At 42.9% G+C, this 21,173-nt stretch carries 16 protein-coding genes and 1 pseudogene; 6 read left to right on the top strand and 11 right to left on the bottom strand.

Annotated elements, in window-relative coordinates:
- Positions 1 to 128 (top strand): annotated as a pseudogene (locus G337_RS28660) (IS1595-like element ISCza1 family transposase); the annotation flags it as partial.
- Positions 129 to 314: 186 nt separating this feature from the next.
- Here the strand turns inward: G337_RS28660 and eno are convergent.
- The 3 genes from eno to mazG all read right to left on the bottom strand — a co-directional run bounded on the left by eno (position 315) and on the right by mazG (position 4,527).
- Positions 315 to 1,613 carry a phosphopyruvate hydratase gene (eno, locus tag G337_RS0115810; protein ID WP_028864765.1) on the bottom strand — a complete coding sequence of 433 codons (1,299 nt, stop codon included), beginning with the start codon at positions 1,611 to 1,613 and terminating at the stop codon, positions 315 to 317.
- A 110-nt stretch (positions 1,614 to 1,723) separates the two neighbouring features.
- On the bottom strand, positions 1,724 to 3,361 hold the full coding sequence (locus G337_RS0115805; RefSeq protein ID WP_028864764.1) for a CTP synthase: 1,638 nt from the start codon (positions 3,359 to 3,361) through the stop codon (positions 1,724 to 1,726).
- Between the two features lie 332 nt (positions 3,362 to 3,693).
- Positions 3,694 to 4,527, bottom strand: coding sequence for a nucleoside triphosphate pyrophosphohydrolase (mazG, locus tag G337_RS0115800; protein WP_028864763.1), 834 nt, complete (start codon positions 4,525 to 4,527; stop codon positions 3,694 to 3,696).
- Positions 4,528 to 4,922: 395 nt separating this feature from the next.
- Between mazG and G337_RS0115795 the strand changes: the two genes are divergently transcribed.
- Positions 4,923 to 6,422, top strand: coding sequence for a sodium-dependent transporter (locus tag G337_RS0115795; protein WP_028864762.1), 1,500 nt, complete (start codon positions 4,923 to 4,925; stop codon positions 6,420 to 6,422).
- A 1-nt stretch (position 6,423) separates the two neighbouring features.
- On the top strand, positions 6,424 to 6,525 hold the full coding sequence (locus G337_RS28655) for a MetS family NSS transporter small subunit (RefSeq protein ID WP_019614420.1): 102 nt from the start codon (positions 6,424 to 6,426) through the stop codon (positions 6,523 to 6,525).
- Between the two features lie 103 nt (positions 6,526 to 6,628).
- Here the strand turns inward: G337_RS28655 and G337_RS0115785 are convergent, their stop codons facing one another.
- Complete coding sequence (locus tag G337_RS0115785; RefSeq protein WP_084605426.1) at positions 6,629 to 6,883, bottom strand: hypothetical protein; 255 nt, start codon at positions 6,881 to 6,883, stop codon at positions 6,629 to 6,631.
- Positions 6,884 to 7,454: 571 nt separating this feature from the next.
- Here G337_RS0115785 and G337_RS0115775 point away from each other — a divergent pair.
- A complete protein-coding gene (locus G337_RS0115775) occupies positions 7,455 to 9,878 on the top strand; it encodes a glycosyl hydrolase family 18 protein (protein ID WP_028864759.1) in 2,424 nt (807 codons plus the stop codon).
- 64 nt (positions 9,879 to 9,942) lie between these two features.
- On the opposite strand, the gene G337_RS0115770 is transcribed toward G337_RS0115775, so the two are convergent.
- From G337_RS0115770 to lepA, 7 genes are all read right to left on the bottom strand, one after another.
- A complete protein-coding gene (locus G337_RS0115770) occupies positions 9,943 to 11,175 on the bottom strand; it encodes an aminotransferase class V-fold PLP-dependent enzyme (protein ID WP_028864758.1) in 1,233 nt (410 codons plus the stop codon).
- Positions 11,176 to 11,241: 66 nt separating this feature from the next.
- Positions 11,242 to 11,979: a pyridoxine 5'-phosphate synthase gene (pdxJ, locus tag G337_RS0115765; protein ID WP_028864757.1), complete on the bottom strand. Its 738-nt coding sequence runs from the start codon at positions 11,977 to 11,979 to the stop codon at positions 11,242 to 11,244.
- A gap of 26 nt (positions 11,980 to 12,005) precedes the next feature.
- A complete protein-coding gene (gene recO, locus G337_RS0115760; RefSeq protein WP_028864756.1) occupies positions 12,006 to 12,707 on the bottom strand; it encodes a DNA repair protein RecO in 702 nt (233 codons plus the stop codon).
- Positions 12,708 to 12,894: 187 nt separating this feature from the next.
- Entirely contained in the window at positions 12,895 to 13,797 is a 903-nt protein-coding gene (gene era / locus G337_RS0115755) for a GTPase Era (protein WP_028864755.1), read from the bottom strand.
- A complete protein-coding gene (gene rnc / locus G337_RS0115750) occupies positions 13,797 to 14,477 on the bottom strand; it encodes a ribonuclease III (protein ID WP_037027674.1) in 681 nt (226 codons plus the stop codon). The genes era and rnc overlap by 1 nt, the downstream gene beginning before the upstream one ends.
- Before the next feature lie 2 nt (positions 14,478 to 14,479).
- On the bottom strand, positions 14,480 to 15,394 hold the full coding sequence (gene lepB / locus G337_RS0115745; protein ID WP_028864753.1) for a signal peptidase I: 915 nt from the start codon (positions 15,392 to 15,394) through the stop codon (positions 14,480 to 14,482).
- A 265-nt stretch (positions 15,395 to 15,659) separates the two neighbouring features.
- On the bottom strand, positions 15,660 to 17,456 hold the full coding sequence (gene lepA / locus G337_RS0115740; RefSeq protein ID WP_028864752.1) for a translation elongation factor 4: 1,797 nt from the start codon (positions 17,454 to 17,456) through the stop codon (positions 15,660 to 15,662).
- A gap of 638 nt (positions 17,457 to 18,094) precedes the next feature.
- Between lepA and G337_RS0115735 the strand changes: the two genes are divergently transcribed.
- Positions 18,095 to 18,562 carry an RNA recognition motif domain-containing protein gene (locus G337_RS0115735; RefSeq protein WP_028864751.1) on the top strand — a complete coding sequence of 156 codons (468 nt, stop codon included), beginning with the start codon at positions 18,095 to 18,097 and terminating at the stop codon, positions 18,560 to 18,562.
- A gap of 113 nt (positions 18,563 to 18,675) precedes the next feature.
- Positions 18,676 to 21,150, top strand: coding sequence for a cation:proton antiporter domain-containing protein (locus tag G337_RS0115730; protein ID WP_028864750.1), 2,475 nt, complete (start codon positions 18,676 to 18,678; stop codon positions 21,148 to 21,150).
- The last annotated feature ends 23 nt before the right edge of the window (positions 21,151 to 21,173 follow it).

Here is a 21,173-nt window from a genome sequence, read left to right as displayed (position 1 = left end):
CAACAAAGTATTTGGGGAATTACTTGGGTTGGCGTCGAATGTTAGAACGTTATCGTACGGAAATAACACCTGAGATTTGTTTATTTGAGGCTGTTGGACGAGTGTCGCAACAGCTAACTAAGACATAGCCAAAAAAATCCCCACCGGAGTGAGGATTTAAAATCTTAATATTTAAAAATCAGTGATTACTGACCTTTAACTTCTTTAAGACTGAAGTGAATGATGGTGCTTTGCACCTATATTTATAAACCGCAGACATAAAAAAACGCTTCCGAAGAAGCGTTTCAAATCTTATCGTTTAAAACTCAGTAATATTACTGACCTTTAACTTCTTTAAGACCTTTGTAAGGTGCTTTTGAACCTAGAGCTTCTTCGATACGTAGAAGCTGGTTGTACTTAGCAACACGGTCAGAACGGCTTAGAGAACCAGTTTTGATTTGGCCTGCAGCAGTACCAACAGCTAGATCAGCAATTGTTGCATCTTCAGTTTCACCAGAACGGTGAGAGATAACAACAGTGAAACCAGCGTCTTTAGCCATTTTGATTGCAGCTAGAGTTTCAGTTAAAGAACCGATCTGGTTAAACTTGATTAAGATTGAGTTAGCAATACCGTTGTCGATACCACGCTTAAGGATCTTAGTGTTTGTTACGAATAGATCGTCACCAACTAATTGGATTTTATCACCCATTAGTTTAGTCTGGTGTGCGAAACCATCCCAGTCAGACTCGTCAAGACCATCTTCGATAGAAACGATTGGGTATTCTTTAGTAAGATCTTGTAGGAAGAAGTTGAACTCTTCAGAAGTGAATTTCTTACCTTCACCTTTAAGATCGTAGATGTTTGCTTCTTTGTCGTAGAACTCAGATGCAGCACAATCCATCGCTAGAGTGATGTCTTTACCTAGCTCGTAACCTGCGTTTGCAACAGCAACTTTGATTGCAGCTAGTGCAGAAGCATTTGATGGAAGGTTAGGAGCGAAACCACCTTCATCACCAACAGCAGTTGAGTGACCGTCAGCTTTAAGTACTTTAGCAAGGCTATGGAATACTTCAGCACCCATACGCAGACCTTCACGGAAGTTAGCAGCGCCAACAGGCTGGATCATGAATTCCTGGATATCTACAGAGTTATCTGCGTGCTCACCACCATTGATGATGTTCATCATTGGAAGAGGCATAGAGTAAACACCAGAAGTACCGTTCAGATCAGCAATGTGAGCGTATAGAGGAACTTTCTTAGAAGCAGCAGCAGCTTTAGCAGCGGCTAGAGAAACAGCCAGGATAGCGTTTGCGCCGAATTTAGCTTTGTTCTCAGTACCGTCTAGGTCGATCATGATCTGGTCAAGCTCAGCTTGTGCTAGTGCATCTTTACCAGCTAGTGCTTCAGCGATAGGACCGTTTACAGCTTCAACAGCTTTAAGAACACCTTTACCTAGGTAACGCGCTTTGTCACCGTCACGTAATTCTAGAGCTTCACGTGAACCAGTAGAAGCACCTGATGGTGCAGCAGCCATACCGATTGAACCGTCTGCTAGATGAACTTCAGCTTCAACAGTTGGGTTACCACGTGAATCCATGATTTCACGACCAAGTACTTTTACGATATTAGACATAATTGTTCCTTTAATTGTATGTAAAAATAATATTAAAAATTGCTTATGTAATTTTGCTACACTTTATTTTGTAATTTTTTAACAAAATAAAGTGATAGGGTCAATAAAAACTATTTAAATCGGCCTTGTTGATGATCTATCGCAGATTTTATAAAACCTTTGAATAAAGGATGGCCGTCACGCGGCGTAGATGTGAATTCCGGGTGGAACTGCGCAGCCACAAACCATGGGTGATTTGGATTTTCAATAATCTCTACTAGTTTTTTATCTTCAGATAAACCGGTAATTTCTAAACCGGCTTTTTCTAAGATAGGAAGCAGATTGTTGTTTACTTCATAACGGTGACGATGACGTTCGAAAATTTCTTTATTTCCGTACATTTCCAGCACCTTAGAGCCTTCTTTTAAGTGACATAACTGAGCGCCTACACGCATAGTACCACCTAAATCAGAAGTTTCAGTACGCTGTTCAACTTCACCGGATTTGTCAATCCACTCAGTGATCAGGCCAACAACCGGCTGTTCACTGTCAGGCTTAAATTCTGTTGAATGAGCATTTTTAAGGCCGGCAACATTACGCGCATATTCAATTAATGCCACCTGCATACCTAAACAGATACCAAGGTAAGGCACTTTATTTTCACGTGCGTACTGCGCGGCTAAAATTTTACCTTCAATACCGCGCTCACCGAATCCGCCTGGAACTAAGATTGCATCGATACCTTTAAGTGCATCTTCACCTTTAACTTCAACATCCTGTGAATCAATGTATTTGATTTTTACTGATGCTGCATTTTTCAGGCCGCCGTGTTTTAATGCTTCATTAACTGATTTGTATGCGTCTGGTAGTTCAATGTATTTACCAACCATACCGATTACAACTTCACTGGTTGTATTCGCTTCTTCTGAAACAACCTGTTCCCATTCGCTTAGGTCCGCTTCAGGGCAGTCAAGACCAAAGCGCTTAACACAGATATCATCAAGACCTTGTGATTTTAATAAAGCAGGGATTTTGTAGATAGAGTCTACATCTCGTAATGAAATTACAGATTTCTCCTGAACATTACAGAACAGTGCAATTTTTGCACGTTCATTGGCAGGGAAGCTCACTTCAGAGCGGCAGACAAGAATATCAGGCTGAATACCCAGACTACGCAGCTCTTTTACTGAGTGCTGTGTCGGTTTAGTTTTCACTTCACCGGCAGTTTTCAAGTAAGGCAGCAGCGTTAAATGCATATACATTGCATTTTCGTGGCCTACTTTCAGGCCTAACTGACGAATTGCTTCCAGGAAAGGCTGCGATTCAATATCACCTACCGTGCCGCCTAATTCAACAATAGCAACGTCATGACCTTCACCACCAGCAATAACACGCTCTTGAATTGCATTGGTAATATGCGGAATAACCTGAATAGTTGCGCCTAGGTAGTCACCACGACGCTCTTTGGCTAAAACATCAGAGTAAATACGGCCCGTTGTAAAGTTATTACGTTTAGTCATACGGGTGCGGATAAAACGCTCGTAATGCCCTAAATCAAGATCGGTCTCAGCACCGTCATCAGTAACAAAAACTTCACCATGCTGCGTAGGACTCATTGTACCAGGGTCAACATTAATATACGGGTCAAGTTTCAGAATTGTTACGTCAAGACCACGTGCTTCTAGAATAGCAGCCAGTGAACCTGCAGCAATACCTTTACCTAGTGATGAAACAACACCACCAGTTACGAAAATATATTTTGTCGTCATAGTAACCCTGAGAATTAGGAATTAGAAAAAAGAAAGTTATATTCATTCACAATTAATAACAAACCCGCAAACACAAAAGCACCAGCTTAATTAAATAAGTGATGGGTCAAGTTAGCGGACTAGTTTACTGTAATTACAAATGAGAATTTTGAACATTTTGATGGGAATGCAGTATAGCAAGACCTCTCATTTTCGACAATCTTTTATACTTATTTACTTAAAAATATGCCTGAGTATTTTTGTTCTGTTTGTTTTAAAGTGTGTTGTGTTATTTACAAAAAACAGCACAACATCCACTATAGAAATTTAGTCTTTGTTTTATAAGATGTTTTCTAATAAGCAGCATCACTGTTAAGTCTATCTTTAACTTTTACCCAGATATCTTCTAACTCTTCTAAGGAGCAGTCACTCATCAGCCTGCCCTGTTTAAAAACTTCAAGCTCTACTAAACGAAAGCGTGTTTCAAATTTATGGTTAGCCTGGCGCAGCACCTGTTCAGGATTACATTTCAGATGACGTACTAAATTGACATTAGCAAACAACAGATCCCCCAGCTCATCTTCAATGCGAAGCTGCTTCTGCTGCTCAGTTAAATCATCACGCTTAACTTCCACTAATACCTCATCAAGCTCTTCTTTGATTTTATCAATCACAGGAGCAAGCTTCTTCCAGTCAAAACCGACATTAGCACAGCGTTTCTGAATTTTATAAGCACGGCTTAATGCCGGGATTGCCAGGGGAATATTATCCAGAACACTGTCATCTTTATCCGCGGCTTGAGCTTTTAAAGCGCGCTCTTTCTCTTTTTCAGCTTCCCAGTTAGCATGAACAGCCTGTTCATCGGCAAATTCTTTACCAGAAAAAACATGCGGATGACGGCGTATCAGCTTTTCATTCAGGGTTGCAGTAATATCGTCAAACTCAAATAGATTTTGTTCTTTTGCCATCTGCGCATAAAACACCACCTGAAATAACAGATCCCCCAGTTCGCCCTGCAGTTCCTTATAATCCTGCTGCTCAATCGCATCCGCGACTTCATAAACCTCTTCAATGGTATGCGGCACAATCGAAGCAAAGGTCTGCTTAGTATCCCAGGGACATCCACTTTCAGGATCCCTTAACTGCTTCATAATATTTAATAACTGCTCAATGCTGTTTTGGCTCATCAGTTTTTCCGAAAAATTGAATTGATAACGAGTATAAGGATAATGGAATTGCTGAATATTGTAAAAACGCCTGGCGCATAATGATTGTACATAAAATAAACCGTTATTCCGCCCGCTTTCGTCACCTACAGTCTTTTTTAACAAAAAAGTTACAACTTAATAAAATAACATAAAAACCGCAAAAGGCGCGAGATTCCCCCCGCATAGCGACAACTTAGCAACACAAAATACCGCAACCACGTATTTTTATGCATTATTCACAAAACACACCTATTGCCTTAAGCGGCTCAAATAGGTAGTCTGCACTTAAGCTTAGCTCCAGAGAGCTTAAGTACACTACGATCAATGGTTAGCATAGGCTAATTATCAAGGATGATTTACTTAGGGAATTTTTTATGAAACGAGAACAATGGGGATCCCGAGCAGGGTTTATCCTGGCAGCCGTAGGATCTGCAATCGGGTTAGGTAATATTTGGCGTTTTCCGTATATGGCTTATGAAAACGGCGGAGGGGCGTTTTTCATCCCTTACCTGTTTGCTATGTTAACCGCCGGTATTCCGTTTATGATCATGGAATTCGGTATGGGCCATAAATACAGAGGCGCCGCACCGCGTACATTTGCAAGACTAAGCAAAAAATATGAGTGGCTTGGCTGGTTCCAGGTTTTTGTTGCTGCTGTTATTGCCGTTTATTACGTTGCAGTTATCGGCTGGGCAATTTCATATTTCAGTATGTCTTTCACACAAAGCTGGGGAACAGACACAAACGCTTACTTCTTCGGTGAATACCTGAAGCTCGGCAGTGATAACTCACCAAGTAAATTAGGTGCTGTACAGTGGCATATTGCTGTTCCAATGCTTATTGCCTGGGCGATCACCTTTACAGCAATTTTCGGCGGTATAAAAGCAGGTATTGAGCGTGCCAGTAAAATTATGATGCCTTTACTGTTTTTAATGGTTGTTGCATTAATTGCGCGTATGGTTTTTCTACCGGGCGCTTTAGACGGTCTGAATTATCTTTTCCAGCCGGACTTCAGTAAAATCACTGATCCGAAAGTCTGGTCTGCTGCTTACGGGCAGATATTTTTCACCTTAAGTGTCGGTTTTGCCATTATGCTGGCTTATTCAAGCTACCTGCCTGAAAAATCAGACGTTAATAATAATGCCTTTATGACAGTATTAATTAACTGTGGTTTCTCTATTGTTGCCGGTATCCTGATTTTCTCAATTCTAGGTAATATGGCACATGAACAGGCTAAACCTCTTACGGAAGTAGTCAGTGCCGGTGTCGGCCTTGCATTTGTGACCATTCCTGCAGCTATTAACTTACTGCCTGCACCGTCTATTTTAGGGCCGGTATTTTTCTTCGCGTTAGTAATTGCAGGATTAAGTTCGCATATATCAATTATCGAAGCAGTAACTTCTGCCTTTATGGATAAATTAAACTGGTCTCGTAAAAAAGCCGCTTCCATTGTCTGTGGTGTTGGTTTTGTTGTATCTATGTCTTTTGCAACCAACGGCGGTTTATTACTGCTTGATTTAGTGGATTACTTTATTAACAACATTGCACTATTAGCCAGCTGTGTTGTGGAGTTATTTATTATGGGGTGGCTGGTGAAACTGACCGGTATCCATAAACATGTAAACAGCGTATCTGAGTTCACTATCGGTAAATGGTTTGAAATCTGTCTGCGTTTCATCAGCCCGGCATTTTTACTTGTGATTTTAGGCACGAACATTGTCACCGCATTAACAGAAGGTTACGGCGGTTATGCCCAGTCTGATTTACTTATGCTTGGCTGGGGACTGATTGCGCTGATGTTAATCGTTGCGCTTGTAATTAATAAATCCAGCAGCTTTGACAGCGTAATAACTAAAACCAATAAGGAAGCTTAAGATGACAACAGGTGCAATCATTATGATGGTTCTTGGTTTAGGGATAACATGGGGAGGCGCCGCCTTCTGTATTCGTAAAGCAATGAATAACAAAAACAAATAATTACAACTGCAAACGGGCTGCTGTGAAGCGGTCCGCCTGCAGCCTGTGAATAAAAAAGCCCCTGTATAATTTATATACAGGGGCTTTTTTCTGTTCAGAGCGGTTAAGATGTTTTAAAGTTATCCACCAGCTCTTTCAGACGCTCAGTCAGCTGGGCCAGATTAGTACTCTGACTGGCTATCTGCTGGGAGCCGTCAAAGATAGAGGTAGACATAGTCGAAATTTCATGAACATTTTTATTCATCTCTTCGGCAACCGCATTCTGCTCTTCAGTCACAGCAGCAATCTGCATACTCATACCTTCTACCGCTTCTATGGTCTGTACAATATTGGTAATGCTCTCTCCTGCTGTGTGCACAACACCTGAACCGACAGCATGCGAAAGATTAAGTCACACAAAAAATAAAACTATTATCACCACCAGTAACTATCAGCAAAAATACCGCCAGGGGTTTTAACAGTATATAAACAGCCTAAACAAATACTTAAAATATTCGCGTTTGCTTAATAACCGAGCAAACAGTACCTGGAAAACTATTAGCACCATGACACAAACTTGATAACCAGCGTAAAAAAAGTAGCTAAAAAAGCTGATTTATCAAATATTAATAACTGAATCTTCATCTCACTAACATCAAATGTGAACTTAATATTAGAGCTGGCGATCACAGTTTTTATCTGCACCGGCTTGTGCAGGTTGTTTTCTGACCATATATTCAGCTGCGTCTGATTCAAAGTGCAGACTTAAATGCTCCAAAACAATTAATCAAAGCAATACAAGATTTGAATCAAGCCCAAGGACAAGCAGAGCAAAATTTTTAAGGCTGTTATCGCCCCTCCAGTGCGGAACAGCCCTATTTTTCTTTCTTTTTCTCGGCCTTGTTTCGACTTTTTTACTTAATTCACACCACAAATCAAGGAATGAATGTATGAAAAGAAATATTCTAGCGGCCTCTATTCTGGCAGCCTTTGCCTGTAACTCTTATGCGGCCGCCCCTTCAGCTCCGTCTCTGGCATGGGCTGACTATTCCAAGCTGGGTTTTGTCACACTCAATACCGATGCAACAGTTGGTTACAAATCAATGTACACTCGTGTTGACGTCGTTGAAGTGCCGGTTGCCTGGAATGTCTGGTCTGGTGATAAAGCAACATCCTGGCAGGTACTGATTGACGGTGAAGTTGCTGTATCGGGAACAGGTCAAGGCGACAGTGCTGTTATTCCTTTTACCAGCGGCGGTTTAAAATCAATGGTTGTTAAGCTTTGTAATGCTGACGGCTGTTCTGAAAGTGCGCCGACTGAACTGCTGATTTCTGATACAGACGGGTCACATTTACAAGCAGATCTGCCGATGAGTGTGGATCCGGCCAACACCCCCTACGCACAGCAGAAAGACAACATTGTCGGTACATACTTTGTGGAATGGGGCGTTTATGGCCGGAAATTTAATGTTAATGATATTCCAGCCAATAACTTAACTCATATTATCTACGGCTTTGTGCCGATTTGTGGTGGAACGGGTGACAATCAGTCATTAAAAGATCCGAATCCGAAAGGACACGCGCTGCTTAAAACAGTGTGTTCTGATATGAACGATTATGAAATTGTTATTCATGATTCCTGGGCGGCATTGAACTCAACCTACGGTACGCCGGCGAAAAGACTTGACGGAAAAGCAGTAGGCTCTCTTGAGATTGGTAAAGGTAACTACGGTAATTTAATGGCGCTGAAAAAAGCCTACCCGCACCTTAAGATTGTTCCGTCAATCGGCGGCTGGACACTTTCTGATCCGTTTTTCGGTTTCACCGATAAAGCTAACCGCGACACATTTGTTGCTTCAGCAAAAGAGTTCCTGCAGACATGGAAATTCTTTGACGGCATCGATATCGACTGGGAATTCCCCGGCGGCGGCGGTGCAAATGCTTCTCTAGGTGATCCGCTTAAAGACGGTCCGGCTTATGTGGCATTAATGCAGGAACTGCGCGCCATGCTGGATGAATTAGAAGAACAGTACGGCCGTAAATACGAGCTGACTTCTGCAATCGGCGTAGGTTACGACAAGCTGGAAGATGTTGATTACGCGGCGGCTTCTCAGTACATGGATAATATATTCATGATGTCTTACGATTTCTACGGGGCATGGGGACCGGAAACGGGTCATCAGACCGCTATTTACTGCGGCGCCCATATCAGTGCGGATAAATGTAACGGCGTCGGCGAGTTTGCTGGAAAACCAGAATACACACTGGATAACGCAACTAAGATTCTGTTAGCACAGGGCGTTACGGCGAAGAAACTGGTAGTCGGCGCGGCAATGTACGCACGCGGCTGGACTGATGTAGTGGCTGAAGACGGTAACCCGCTGGGCTCTATCGGTAAGCATGTGGACAACTCTGCAGACAGTCCGTTTACCGGCAGTACCGGTACAGGAACAGAAGTTGACGAAGCAGCCTGGGCATGGGAAGCAGGCATTATGGATTACCGTGGCGCGCTTAAATTCTCAGAAGCAAATTCCAATGCAATTACCGGCTGGGATGATGTAGCTAAAGCCTCATTTATCTGGGACGATGTCAGCAGCACACTGCTTACTCTGGACACTCCGCGTTCTGTACTGGCTAAGGGTGACTATCTGCGCAGCTTAGGCCTCGGCGGTATCTTCTCATGGGAAATTGACGGCGACGGCAACGGCGATATCTTAAACGCAATGAACCAGGCTGTTGGTAATCCGCAAGGCACAACTGACTGGTCAACGACCACACCAGCTGAAAATAAAGCACCAAGCGTATCAATCAGCTCTCCGACATCAGGCGCTAGACTTACTGCCGGCAGCTCAGCTCTGTTCAGTGGTAATGCTAATGACAGCGACGGAACACTGACCTCTGTAATCGTTACCCTTAATGGTAATACCCTTGCAGCCACAGTAAACGGTTCAGCATACACAGCAGACTTTACGGTTGCCTTAGGCGACAACCTGCTGGTTGTTAAAGCAACCGATAACGAAGGAGCTGTAACAACTAAATCTGTTACTTTTACAGGTGAAGAAAAACCTGCTGAATGTACTGCGGATCAAATCCTGGTAAACGGAGTTTGTGAAGACAAACCTGCTGAGTGTACTGCAGATCAAGTCCTGGTAAACGGGGTTTGTGAAGACAAACCTGCTGAGTGTACTGCAGATCAAGTTCTGGTAAACGGGGTTTGTGAAGATAAAGTAGTAGATTCAAACTGGGATGCATCAGCGGTATACAACAGCGGTGATCAGGTAACAGTCAATGGTGTTACTTACCGCGCCGGTTGGTGGACTAAAGGTGATAACCCAGAGCAGTCAGGTGAATGGGGAGTCTGGAAAAAAGTATAATTTTTAATTACATCTTACAAGTGATATTAAAAAGGGATGCGGCTGCATCCCTTTTTTTGCTCCGTTACTCCTGGAGCATCTGCACAACATTTTTTAATGCTTCAATAAACCGCTGCGCTTCTGCAATTGTATTATAAATGGAGAATGACACTCTCACCGTGCCGCTGCAGTTCAGCGCCTTCATCAAAGGCATGGCACAATGGGAACCGCTGCGCACCGCAATCCCCTGCGCATCTAACAGCATAGCAATATCAGTCGGGTGCTCACCTTTTACCGCAAAACTGACTGCTCCCGACTTCTCAACACCTGCACAAAACAACTTGATTTCAGGCATCTGCGCAAGCGCCCGCTCAGTAAAGGCCAGTAAACACTGTTCATGTTTTAAAAAATCCTGACGATCATAGCTGTTAATAAAATCAACAGCAGCGGCCAGTCCAATTACACCGGCAATATTAGGTGTTCCCGCTTCAAATTTAAAAGGTAAATCATTATAAGTTGTGTGCTCAAAACTCACAGATTTAATCATCTCGCCGCCGCCCTGCCACGGTGGAAGCAACTCTAAAAGATGCTGTTTACCGTATAACACCCCGATGCCCGTCGGGCCGAACAGTTTATGCCCGGAAAAAACATAATAATCACAATCCAGCTCCTGAACATCAACCCTTTGATGCGCAACGGCCTGAGCACCGTCAATCAGCACTTGTGCACCGGTTTGATGAGCAAGTTTAATGATCTCTTTAACCGGATTGATCACGCCTAATGCATTAGAGATATGTGCAACGGCAACCAGTTTAGTTTTATCACTTAGTAATAATTTATAAGCATCGATATCTAAAGTGGAGTTGTCAGTTAACGGGATCACTTTTAAAACAATGCCGATACGCTCAGCCAGCATCTGCCAGGGAACAATATTAGCATGATGCTCTAATGCACTAATGATGATCTCGTCACCCTTAGTTAACTGCGGGGCTAACACATTAGCCAGTAAATTAATGCTTTCCGTGGTGCCTTTTGTCCAGATAATCTCTTTGCTGTCGGCAGCATTGATAAAGTTTTTTACTTTCTCACGAGCAGCTTCAAAGGCACAAGTTGCCCGGTTACTTAACTGGTGACTAGCGCGGTGTACATTAGCATTATCATTAAGGTAATAACGGCTGACCGCTTCAATAACCGAGATCGGTTTTTGAGTCGTAGCGGCATTATCTAAATAGATCAGCGGGAATTCATTCACCAACTGATTTAATATCGGAAAGTGAGTGCGGATTTGAGAAACAGAAAAAGTAGAATCAGACAAAATGGGCTCGCTTTGCTGTTTGAATAAAAAGAGGGAAAGCGATTCCCTCTTACATGCTGCAGCTGTTAATTATTTACTGTTACGACCTTCAATCATCAGGCGTTTCATTTCGCTTACCGCAGAGGCAAAACCATCAACAACAGCGCGTGCAACAATGGCATGACCGATATTCAGTTCAATAATTTCCGGCAGAGCTGCAATCGCTTTAACATTATGATAATTAAGACCGTGACCCGCATTCACTTTAATGCCCGCCTGAGCTGCATAGGTTGCGGCTTTAGCAACACGTTGCAGTTCAGCTTCCTGAATCTCTTCAGACTCTGCGTCTGCATACTGGCCGGTGTGCAGCTCAATGTAAGCAGCACCGGTTTTAACGGCAGCATCAATCTGGCTGTTTTCAGGATCAATAAACAGTGAAACCTGAATACCAGCAGCATTTAAGCGTCTCACAGCAGACTCAACTTTAGCAAAAGAACCCGCAACATCTAAGCCGCCTTCAGTGGTCAGCTCTTCACGTTTTTCCGGTACTAAACAGACAAATGTAGGTTTAGTTTTAACGGCAATATCCACCATCTCATCAGTAACCGCCATTTCCAGATTCATACGCGTCTGCAGTGTCTGTGCCAGCACGGCGACATCACGGTCGATAATATGACGACGGTCTTCACGCAGATGAATAGTAATACCGTCTGCACCGGCACATTCAGCAACCGCGGCTAAATGAGCAGGCTCAGGGTAACAAGTTCCACGGGCATTACGTAATGTTGCGATATGGTCAATATTGACACCAAGTAGAAGTTTGCTCATTTAAATACTGTCCTTTGTGATTTTTGTTATTTAGCCGCAAAGAGTGCACGGCTGTGTAATGGTTTGTCACCCAGAAAATGGGCTAAGGCTTGCCGGCAAAAACGTTTTGCCGCTTTTAAAATCTGCGGGTCGGAAAAATCCCGGCTGGCTAATGCAAGTAACTCTTCCCCCCGGTAAACGGAATCTTTGTTATGAATTGCCTGTTTGGCAAAAAAACCAGCCTGCTGCTGATACTGATAATCATAACCGGCTTCAATCAGCTCGCCGCTGTAAATATCTTCTTCAAAGTTAACACCGTAGCCTAATGTATCTAGAAGTGTAAGTTCAAAACGACGTAAAGCGGCCTGCGGATCCGTTTCACCGGCAAGGGCTAAAAGCGTTTCCTGATAGCACTCAAACAAACCGTCACAGGCAGTTTCAGCCTGCACCAGCCGGTATATTAATTCATTAATATACATGGCCAGATAAAGACGGTCACCAGCTAACGGTACAACTTGTGTCTGCGCCTCGATTGATTTAACCGTTTTTAAACTGCCCCGCCCAAAATAGGCCACCTGCAGCAGTGTAAAAGGCTGCGGGGTGCCTTTGCGCATACGCGTACCGCTGCGCCCGCCTTTATAAACTAAACTGACTTTTCCGACATCCTGGCAGAAAAGATCAATCAGCTGGCTCGTCTCCCGATAGGGGCGGCGATGCAGTATAAACGCATTATGGCACTCTAAAGACATACGTTATCCAGCGACGCAAATAATCTGTATAGCAAAATATTCTGCCTTACCATTGCCTTAATGTTCCGGCAGAAAAGATCAATCAGCTGGCTCGTCTCCCGATAGGGGCGGCGATGCAGTATAAATGCATTATGACACTCGATTGACATCAGCGGCCTTACACATAAAGAGATTCACAGCAGAGTGACTACTTACTGTAATCATCACCATAACCAAGGCTGTTCAAAGCACGCAGATCATCAGACCAGCCGGTTTTAACTTTTACCCAGATCTCTAAAAATACTTTTGAGTCAAATAACTCTTCCATATCTAAACGTGCCTGTTTACCGATAGCTTTAAGCTTTTCACCTTTATTACCGATAACCATACGTTTCTGACCGTCACGTTCAACCAGAATCAGTGCATTGATATGCAGCATGCCGTTTTCTTTCTGTTTAAACTGCTCTATTTCAACGGTAACAGAATAAGGCAGTTCATCACCTAAAAAGCGCATCAGTTTTTCACGCACAATTTCAGCAGCCATAAAACGTGATGAACGGTCGGTAATGTAATCTTCCGGAAAGTAAAACTCAGATTCAGGCAGTACTTCCTGTGACCACTGGCGAATTTTCTCTACATTATCACCAGACTTAGCCGACATAGGTAAAATATGTTTAAAGTTATAACGCTTACCTAACTCTTCAAGATGCGGCAGCAGCAGCTCTTTATCTTCAACATTATCAATTTTGTTAACTGCTAAAATTACCGGGCACTTCAGGTACTGAAACTTGCTCAGCACCATATCGTCATCTTCATTCCAGTGCGTACCTTCAACAACAAAAACAACCATCTCAACATCATTGATTGAACTTGAAGCGGCCCGGTTCATCAAACGGTTAATAGCACGTTTTTCTTCGATATGCAGGCCCGGAGTATCAACAAAAACAGTCTGGTAATCACCGTCCGTATCAATACCTAAAATACGGTGACGTGTTGTCTGCGCTTTACGCGAGGTGATACTTACTTTTTGCCCTAACAGCGCATTAATAAGCGTTGACTTACCAACATTCGGGCGGCCGACAATTGCCACCAAACCACATTTTTTAGTCATTATTTTGTTCCCGTTAATACATCTAACATTTTTTCTGCCGCTATCTGTTCAGCTTTACGACGACTTGTACCCTGCCCCTGCACGGATTTTAAACCGTCGATAGAACAGCTCATAGTGAAGCGCTGATTATGCGCTTCACCTTTAATTTCAATCACTTCATAAACAGGTAACGCTTGTTTACGTGACTGTAAACGCTCCTGCAGACGTGTTTTCGGATCTTTCTGACTAATCCCCGGCTGAATTGACTGCAGACGGCTGTCGAACCATTTTAGAATCAGCTTTTTAACCCTGTCTATATCAGAATCTAAAAAGACGGCGCCTATAATTGCTTCAACACCATCGGCAATAATAGAATCTCGGCGGAAACCACCGCTTTTCAGCTCACCGGGACCAAGAATCAGGCAGTCTCCTAACTGGAACTCCCGGCCGATTTCAGCCAGCATTTTTCCGCATACTAAAGTGGCACGCATACGGCTTAAATCACCTTCATCCACTTTAGGAAAACGCAGATACAGATCCGTTGAAATGGCAAAACTTAAGATTGAATCACCTAAAAACTCTAAACGCTCATTATGCTCACCTAATGCACTGCGGTGGGTCAGGGCCTGTTTAAGCAGAGTGAAATCTGAAAATGTGTAACCGATACGTTTTTCTAAACGTTTTAATTCATTATTTTTCATTATTATTTAATCCCGCCGATACGATTGAAGCGTACGGCGCTTGGTACCCAAGTCGGTAAGAAACCATTACTATCACGATAAAACTCGAAACTAATCCAGGTAGCAACGGCTTTACCTACTAAGTTTTGTTCCGGTACAAACCCCCAGTAGCGGCTGTCTTTACTATTGTCACGGTTATCCCCCATTACAAAATACTGCCCCTGCGGTACAACCCACTCATAGGCATAAGTACCTTCCTGCTGGAAATAGTAGGAAGTATGGTCGCTGCGTACCGGGTTAATCAGTATCTTATGGGCAACTTCACCTAGAATCTCAGAATAAACCTGCACGGTATTCTGTTCTTCCGGATACTCTGCCGTTCCCAGATAATTAGTATCTAAAACTTTATAATCACCGCATTTCTGTTCTTCACAGGCCGGGATCAGATAAAGTTTTTTATCCTTATAAACCACCCGGTCACCAGGTAAGCCTACTATCCGCTTAATAAAATCAACTCGAATATCTTCCGGATATTTAAAGACTGCAACATCACCACGTTCTGGCTCACCCACTGGAATCAGCTTGTTCTGCCATACCGGCTCTTTTATACCGTATGAGAACTTTTCAACCAGAATAAAATCCCCGACCAATAAAGTCGGCATCATCGAACCAGACGGAATCTGAAAGGGTTCATAAATAAACGAACGTAAAACAAAAACAATGGCGATCACCGGAAACAGCGAACGAGCATTTTCAATGATGACGTTTTCAGGGTGGATGGTAGCTAAGACTTTTTCATCTAATCCCACGGATGCTTTATCCTGTGCTTCCTGACGTGCTTTATTACGCACCGGAGCCCATTTAAATTTATCCAGAACCCAGATAATACCGGTTACAAAGGTTAAGATAACTAGAATTAATGCAAACGTATTTGCCATTTTGATTCCTTTATATATTTATAAAATCATATTATTTAAGCTGACATAATCCATTAATATCGGTTTAACTAATATGACTGATAAGTGCAGTTACACTGGTTATGTAACCGGCACAGTAAGCAGAATCAGCATCTTTCAGCTGAAGCTGCGTTAATGAAACGACATCATTTCAGGTTGTTTCACAGAGTGTTTAAAAAGCAAAAAATGCGCAGGTTTTTAATACCTGCGCATTTTTAAATGACTAACAGAAAGAACAATGGTTCAATTATTTGTCTTTGCCTATATGCAGTACAGCTAAGAACGCTTCCTGAGGTACATCAACATTACCCACAGACTTCATGCGTTTTTTACCCTCTTTCTGCTTCTTCAATAGTTTTTTCTTACGGCTGATATCACCACCGTAACATTTTGCCAATACGTTTTTAGTCAACTGACGCACCGTTGAACGAGCAATTATTTTACCACCAATCGCAGCTTGTATTGCAATATTAAACATCTGACGAGGAATGAGATCTTTCATTTTTTCAACTAATTCACGACCATAATTTTCAGAGTTTGTACGATGCGTGATTAATGCCAGCGCATCCACCCGATCGCCGTTAATCAAGACATCAACACGTACCATGTCAGCGGCTTCAAAACGTTCAAAGTTATACTCAAGAGATGCATAACCGCGGCTGGTTGATTTCAAACGGTCAAAGAAGTCCATTACCACTTCACCCATTGGGATATGGTAAGTTAATGCAACCTGGTTGCCGTGATAAGCCATTTTGGTCTGCACGCCGCGTTTATTAATACATAGGGTAATAACATTACCCAGATACTCTTGTGGTACTAATATATTACACTCTGCAATAGGCTCACGAATTTCTTTAATATTATTCACTGCAGGTAATTTAGCCGGGCTGTCAACATACTGAACAGCACCATCATTAGTTTCAACTTCATAAACTACCGTAGGGGCTGTGGTAATCAGGTCAAGATCATATTCACGCTCTAAACGCTCCTGAATGATCTCCATATGTAATAAACCTAAGAAACCGCAGCGGAAACCAAAACCTAATGCAGATGAATTTTCTGGTTCATAGAATAGCGATGCATCGTTAATACTTAATTTACCCAGGGCATCACGGAAGTTTTCGTAATCGTCAGAACTGACCGGGAACAGACCCGCGTATACCTGCGGTTGAACACGCTTAAATCCGCCTAAAGGCTCGGGCGCTTCAGCACCTGCCAAAGTTAATGTATCACCAACCGGCGCACCTAAGATATCCTTGATGCCTGCGATAACGTAACCCACTTCACCTGCTTTCAAGATACCGGTTTCATGCTGTTTTGGAGTGAAGTAGCCCACTTTACCAACCAGGTGAACTTGATCCGTTGACATCACTTTCATGCGGTCGCCGACTTTAATCTGACCATGCATGATACGTACAAGGGAAACCACGCCCTGATAGTTATCAAACCATGAATCAATAATTAACGCCTGCAGCGGCGCATCGGGATCACCTTCCGGTGGTGGAACCATACGTACAATCTCTTCTAAAACTAAGTCAACACCTAACCCGGTTTTCGCAGAACAGCGTACCGCTTCGGTTGCGTCGATACCGACAATGTCTTCAATCTCTTCAGCAACACGATCCGGTTCAGCGGCTGGTAAGTCGATTTTATTTAAAATCGGCACCACCTCTAAATCCATTTCTAATGCGGTATAACAGTTTGCAAGCGTTTGTGCTTCTACCCCCTGACCCGCATCAACTACCAGTAATGCACCTTCACAGGCGGCTAATGAACGTGATACTTCATATGAAAAATCAACGTGCCCGGGTGTATCGATAAAGTTAAGCTGGTAAGTTTCACCGTCTTTGGCTTTGTAGTCCAGAGTTACACTCTGCGCTTTAATAGTAATGCCGCGTTCACGTTCAATATCCATTGAATCAAGAACCTGCGCTTCCATTTCACGGTCACTTAAACCGCCGCAAGTGCTGATCAAACGATCAGAAAGAGTCGATTTGCCGTGGTCGATATGGGCGATGATTGAAAAGTTACGAATATTTTTCATGAAGACTTTAAATACCTATGTTGTGACATGCTTACTGTGTGCACTGTGCTGTGTCATTATGGCTCTAATTAATTGCTGTGCATTCTATCGAATTTCTCTATCAACCGCTATCTTTATGACCGATTACTAGATTAATAGTGCCCCGCACAATAGCAGAATATAATTCCCGCTTAGCGGAGCACTTTAACCTCAGTCTTGTTAAAGGCGGATTTAACCTATGAATCAAGTTAATAGAGCGCATCCGTCAGATAAAAGAGGTAGAAATCTATGGCCGTATATAATCTTCACAAAAATACTGTTTACAATATTTAACAAATCAGTAACTAAGGTATTTTCTTAAAGCAAAGCGCTTTTTGCCGACAAAACACTCAACTTCTGCCTGTTAATAGAGCATTTCTGCGTGTCCTATTTCACAAAACAGAGCTCCGGTTGATGTCCATCAATCTAAAATTGTTAAAGAAATTAACTTAATCTCAGAATTTAGATTACAATACGATTGCTTTTTTATGGATGATTTACGGCATGGATTAAAAAGCCTTTATATTTTATCGACAAGACTTTTTGCTAAGCCAAAAGCACCAAGAAAAGATTTAAGTTGATTCAATTCTTTTTCTATTTACCTTTGAGGTTATTTTATTATGAAATCAAACACGTCTGTGTTGCTTTCTATTGCTGTTGCAATTTTAGGTTCTATCATTATTACTATACTCGACCTAACAATCTCCGGCGCAGCATTATTCGCAGCTGGTGCCATAGCGACAGGTATTGCCAACCAGTTTATCAGCACTAAAAAATCAGGCCCGAGCAGCGAAGCCGTTGAGAGCGATTTTGCTACAACAACACTTTATGTCGGCAACTTACCCTACCGTGCAAACGAAATGGCTATCCGCACACTTTTCTCTGAACACGGTAAAGTGCTTTCAGTTCGTTTAATGAAAGATAAACACACCGGCAAGCGCCGCGGTTTCGGCTTTGTTGAAATGCCGGAAAAAGATGCGGAAAATGCAATTAATGCATTAAATGAAAAGGAGTTCCAGGAACGTTCATTAAAAGTACGGGAAGCAAACGAACGTGCCCCTCGCCCTGCAGAAAATGCACAAGTTTAATTTTCTCAATTAAACTCTCATTTTAAACGCCCTTACGGGCGTTTTTTTATACCTGCGAAAACTCACTGTCCAGCATTGAACTAAACTAAATCATAACAACCAAGGAGTTGCTTATGCATTTAGACAGCGGTGTTTTAATTTTGATGTTTGTAGTGGTTTCGCTGCTGCTTGGCGCACTGGTTAAATCCCTGCCGAAAATCCTAATTTCTCCCTACAGCGTGGTCCTGCTGCTGGCCGGTTTAAGCATAGGTTTGTACAGCCGTACAGCGCATATGGAAGCGAACCTGCCCGAGCTGAACCAAGCATTAGGCGAACTGGCATTAATCGACCCGCACCTTATTCTACTGCTGTTTCTACCCACTCTTATTTTTGAATCTGCATTTGCTATGGAAACCCATCTGTTTAAGCGCATGTTCAGCCAGATTGCCATACTGGCTGTTCCGGGCTTAATACTTACCACTACTTTAACGGCTGTTTTAGCCTATTACTTTTTCCCCTGGCAGTGGTCCTGGACCGTCTGTTTTCTATTCGGCGCACTAATCAGCGCCACGGATCCCGTAGCCGTTGTCTCTTTATTAAAAGAGGTCAGCTCGCGCAAGCGCTTAGAGACCTTGATTGAGGGGGAGTCACTGTTAAATGACGGTACTGCCATCGTTTTATTCACCCTGTTTTACGGGTTGTTAAGTGTCGCAGAAGGCGCAGAGGCCAGTTTTAATGTTTTCACCATTTCCGGCAGCTTTTTATCGGTGGTTTTATTAGGCCTGTTAATCGGCCTGGGTGTCGGCGCGGTGATTTTATTATGGGTAGGACGTCTGTTTAATCAGCCTATTATAGAGATCACCCTGACTATCTCGGCCGCTTATATTGCTTATTTTATTGCTGAAAATGTTTTCCATGTTTCCGGTGTAGTTGCCGTAGTGGCCTTAGGTCTGCTGCTTGCCAGTATCGGACGTACGCGCATATCGCCGGAAGTTGCCGGTTTTTTACATCATTTCTGGCAGATGATGGCACATATTGCTAATACTCTTATTTTTATTCTCGTTGGTATCATTATCGCCTCGCGAATTCGTTTAGATGTACTGGAATGGTGGATCACCTTAGCAGGTTTATATCTCGGTATTCAGGTTATTCGCGCACTGTCTGTGATGGTATTTATGCCTCTGCTTAAACGCATAGGTATCGGCATTAATAAAGAAAAAGCTATCGTTTTAGTATGGGGAGGTCTGCGTGGTGCGGTCTCTTTAGCATTAGCCTTAATTATCGCTCAAGATACTATGCTGGCAAAAGAGCTTGGTGATCAGGTCCTGTTTTTAACCGCTGGAATAGTGGTCTTAACCATAGTTATTAACTCCAGCACCATGACCATGGTATTAAGGTATTTAGGACTGGATAAACTCCCACCAGCCAAACAAGCCAGTTTAGACAAAGCAAAATTTTCCATAAAACAGCGTCTTTTAAACGAACTGCCGCAGCTGCAGCAGAATGAGTTTCTGCAGCGCGCTAACTGGACGGGCTTAACTAAGCCGTTAAATAAGATACATAAACCCGCTGAACAGCAAAGCAGCATCGTTATACAGGACGAAGATTTACGTATCGCTTTTAACCGGCGTTTATTAGAAACCGAACGGCAGTTCTACTGGTCGCAGTTCAGACAGGGGGCATTAACCGGCACCGCAACTAAGCAGCTGGTAAATGCAGTGGAAGTAGCACTAGACGGTAATCCGCAGATATCGCCGCGCAGTACGCTGTTTGATTTTTGGAAAACCCCCAGTTACGTGCGCTTTTTTAACCACATTCCCGGTTTTAACCGCATTATTGTACACTTTTCATTTGAACGCTTAGCACTAAGTTATGATACCGCACGAGGATTTATTCAGGCGCAGGAAGAGATAGAAAAGCATATTTCCTCGCTGTCGACTTCAAAGCAGGATGCGCAGGCTGCTGTGCAGGATATAGAGTCTAATAAACAACATACCCGTTTACATATTCAGGAACTTAGAGAAAACTTTCCAGACCTTTCCTACAGCCTGGAAACTCATTCAGCACACCGTTTAATGCTTAATTTAGAGCGCGTTTATCTTGATGATCTGATTTCAGAAGGAGTATTAGATGAAAGCGAAGCTAATATACTGACCATTGAAGTAGAAAATAAACTAGCACATCTGCAGCAGCAGCCCCATAACGTGACCGCTAAGGAGATCAGCAAACAGCTGGCGGCAATGCCCTGGGCAAAAGGGATTAAAAACAGAAGCCTGGCGGCGTTAGGTAAACTTGCCAAACGGCAGATTTACAACAGCGGTGAACTTATCTACCGGCAGAACAGACGCACCTCCTCAATAGCCGTAGTCATGCACGGCAAGGTGGATCTGATCTGTATTTCACGTGAGGATATCGTTGAAGTCGGTTCGATAATCGGCGTTTATGCATTTTTAACCGGCCGCTATAAAAACTGCGCGAAAGCAGTCACCCCTGTTGAACTAATCTGGCTGGATATTCATAAACTAAAAAATATTATTGCTAAAGATGTCCATCTTGGAGAAATGTTTGCAGACCATTTAGAACATGAAACCCATGAAAGGCACGAATAAACACAGGCTCTTTAATTTATAGT

The organism is Psychromonas aquimarina ATCC BAA-1526, from assembly GCF_000428725.1.
GTDB lineage: Bacteria > Pseudomonadota > Gammaproteobacteria > Enterobacterales > Psychromonadaceae > Psychromonas > Psychromonas aquimarina.
This window is presented reverse-complemented; position numbering and strand designations above follow the sequence as displayed.

Bases quoted from the DNA above. Each gene is read 5' to 3' on its own strand.
- lepA (WP_028864752.1), bottom strand. From the start codon at position 17,456: ATGAAAAATATTCGTAACTTTTCAATCATCGCCCATATCGACCACGGC.
- G337_RS0115735 (WP_028864751.1), top strand. From the start codon at position 18,095: ATGAAATCAAACACGTCTGTGTTGCTTTCTATTGCTGTTGCAATTTTA.
- pdxJ (WP_028864757.1), bottom strand. From the start codon at position 11,979: ATGAGCAAACTTCTACTTGGTGTCAATATTGACCATATCGCAACATTA.
- mazG (WP_028864763.1), bottom strand. From the start codon at position 4,527: ATGAGCCAAAACAGCATTGAGCAGTTATTAAATATTATGAAGCAGTTA.
- G337_RS0115775 (WP_028864759.1), top strand. From the start codon at position 7,455: ATGAAAAGAAATATTCTAGCGGCCTCTATTCTGGCAGCCTTTGCCTGT.
- eno (WP_028864765.1), bottom strand. From the start codon at position 1,613: ATGTCTAATATCGTAAAAGTACTTGGTCGTGAAATCATGGATTCACGT.
- G337_RS0115730 (WP_028864750.1), top strand. From the start codon at position 18,676: ATGCATTTAGACAGCGGTGTTTTAATTTTGATGTTTGTAGTGGTTTCG.
- recO (WP_028864756.1), bottom strand. From the start codon at position 12,707: ATGTCTTTAGAGTGCCATAATGCGTTTATACTGCATCGCCGCCCCTAT.
- G337_RS28655 (WP_019614420.1), top strand. From the start codon at position 6,424: ATGACAACAGGTGCAATCATTATGATGGTTCTTGGTTTAGGGATAACA.
- G337_RS0115805 (WP_028864764.1), bottom strand. From the start codon at position 3,361: ATGACGACAAAATATATTTTCGTAACTGGTGGTGTTGTTTCATCACTA.
- era (WP_028864755.1), bottom strand. From the start codon at position 13,797: ATGACTAAAAAATGTGGTTTGGTGGCAATTGTCGGCCGCCCGAATGTT.
- G337_RS0115795 (WP_028864762.1), top strand. From the start codon at position 4,923: ATGAAACGAGAACAATGGGGATCCCGAGCAGGGTTTATCCTGGCAGCC.
- lepB (WP_028864753.1), bottom strand. From the start codon at position 15,394: ATGGCAAATACGTTTGCATTAATTCTAGTTATCTTAACCTTTGTAACC.
- rnc (WP_037027674.1), bottom strand. From the start codon at position 14,477: ATGAAAAATAATGAATTAAAACGTTTAGAAAAACGTATCGGTTACACA.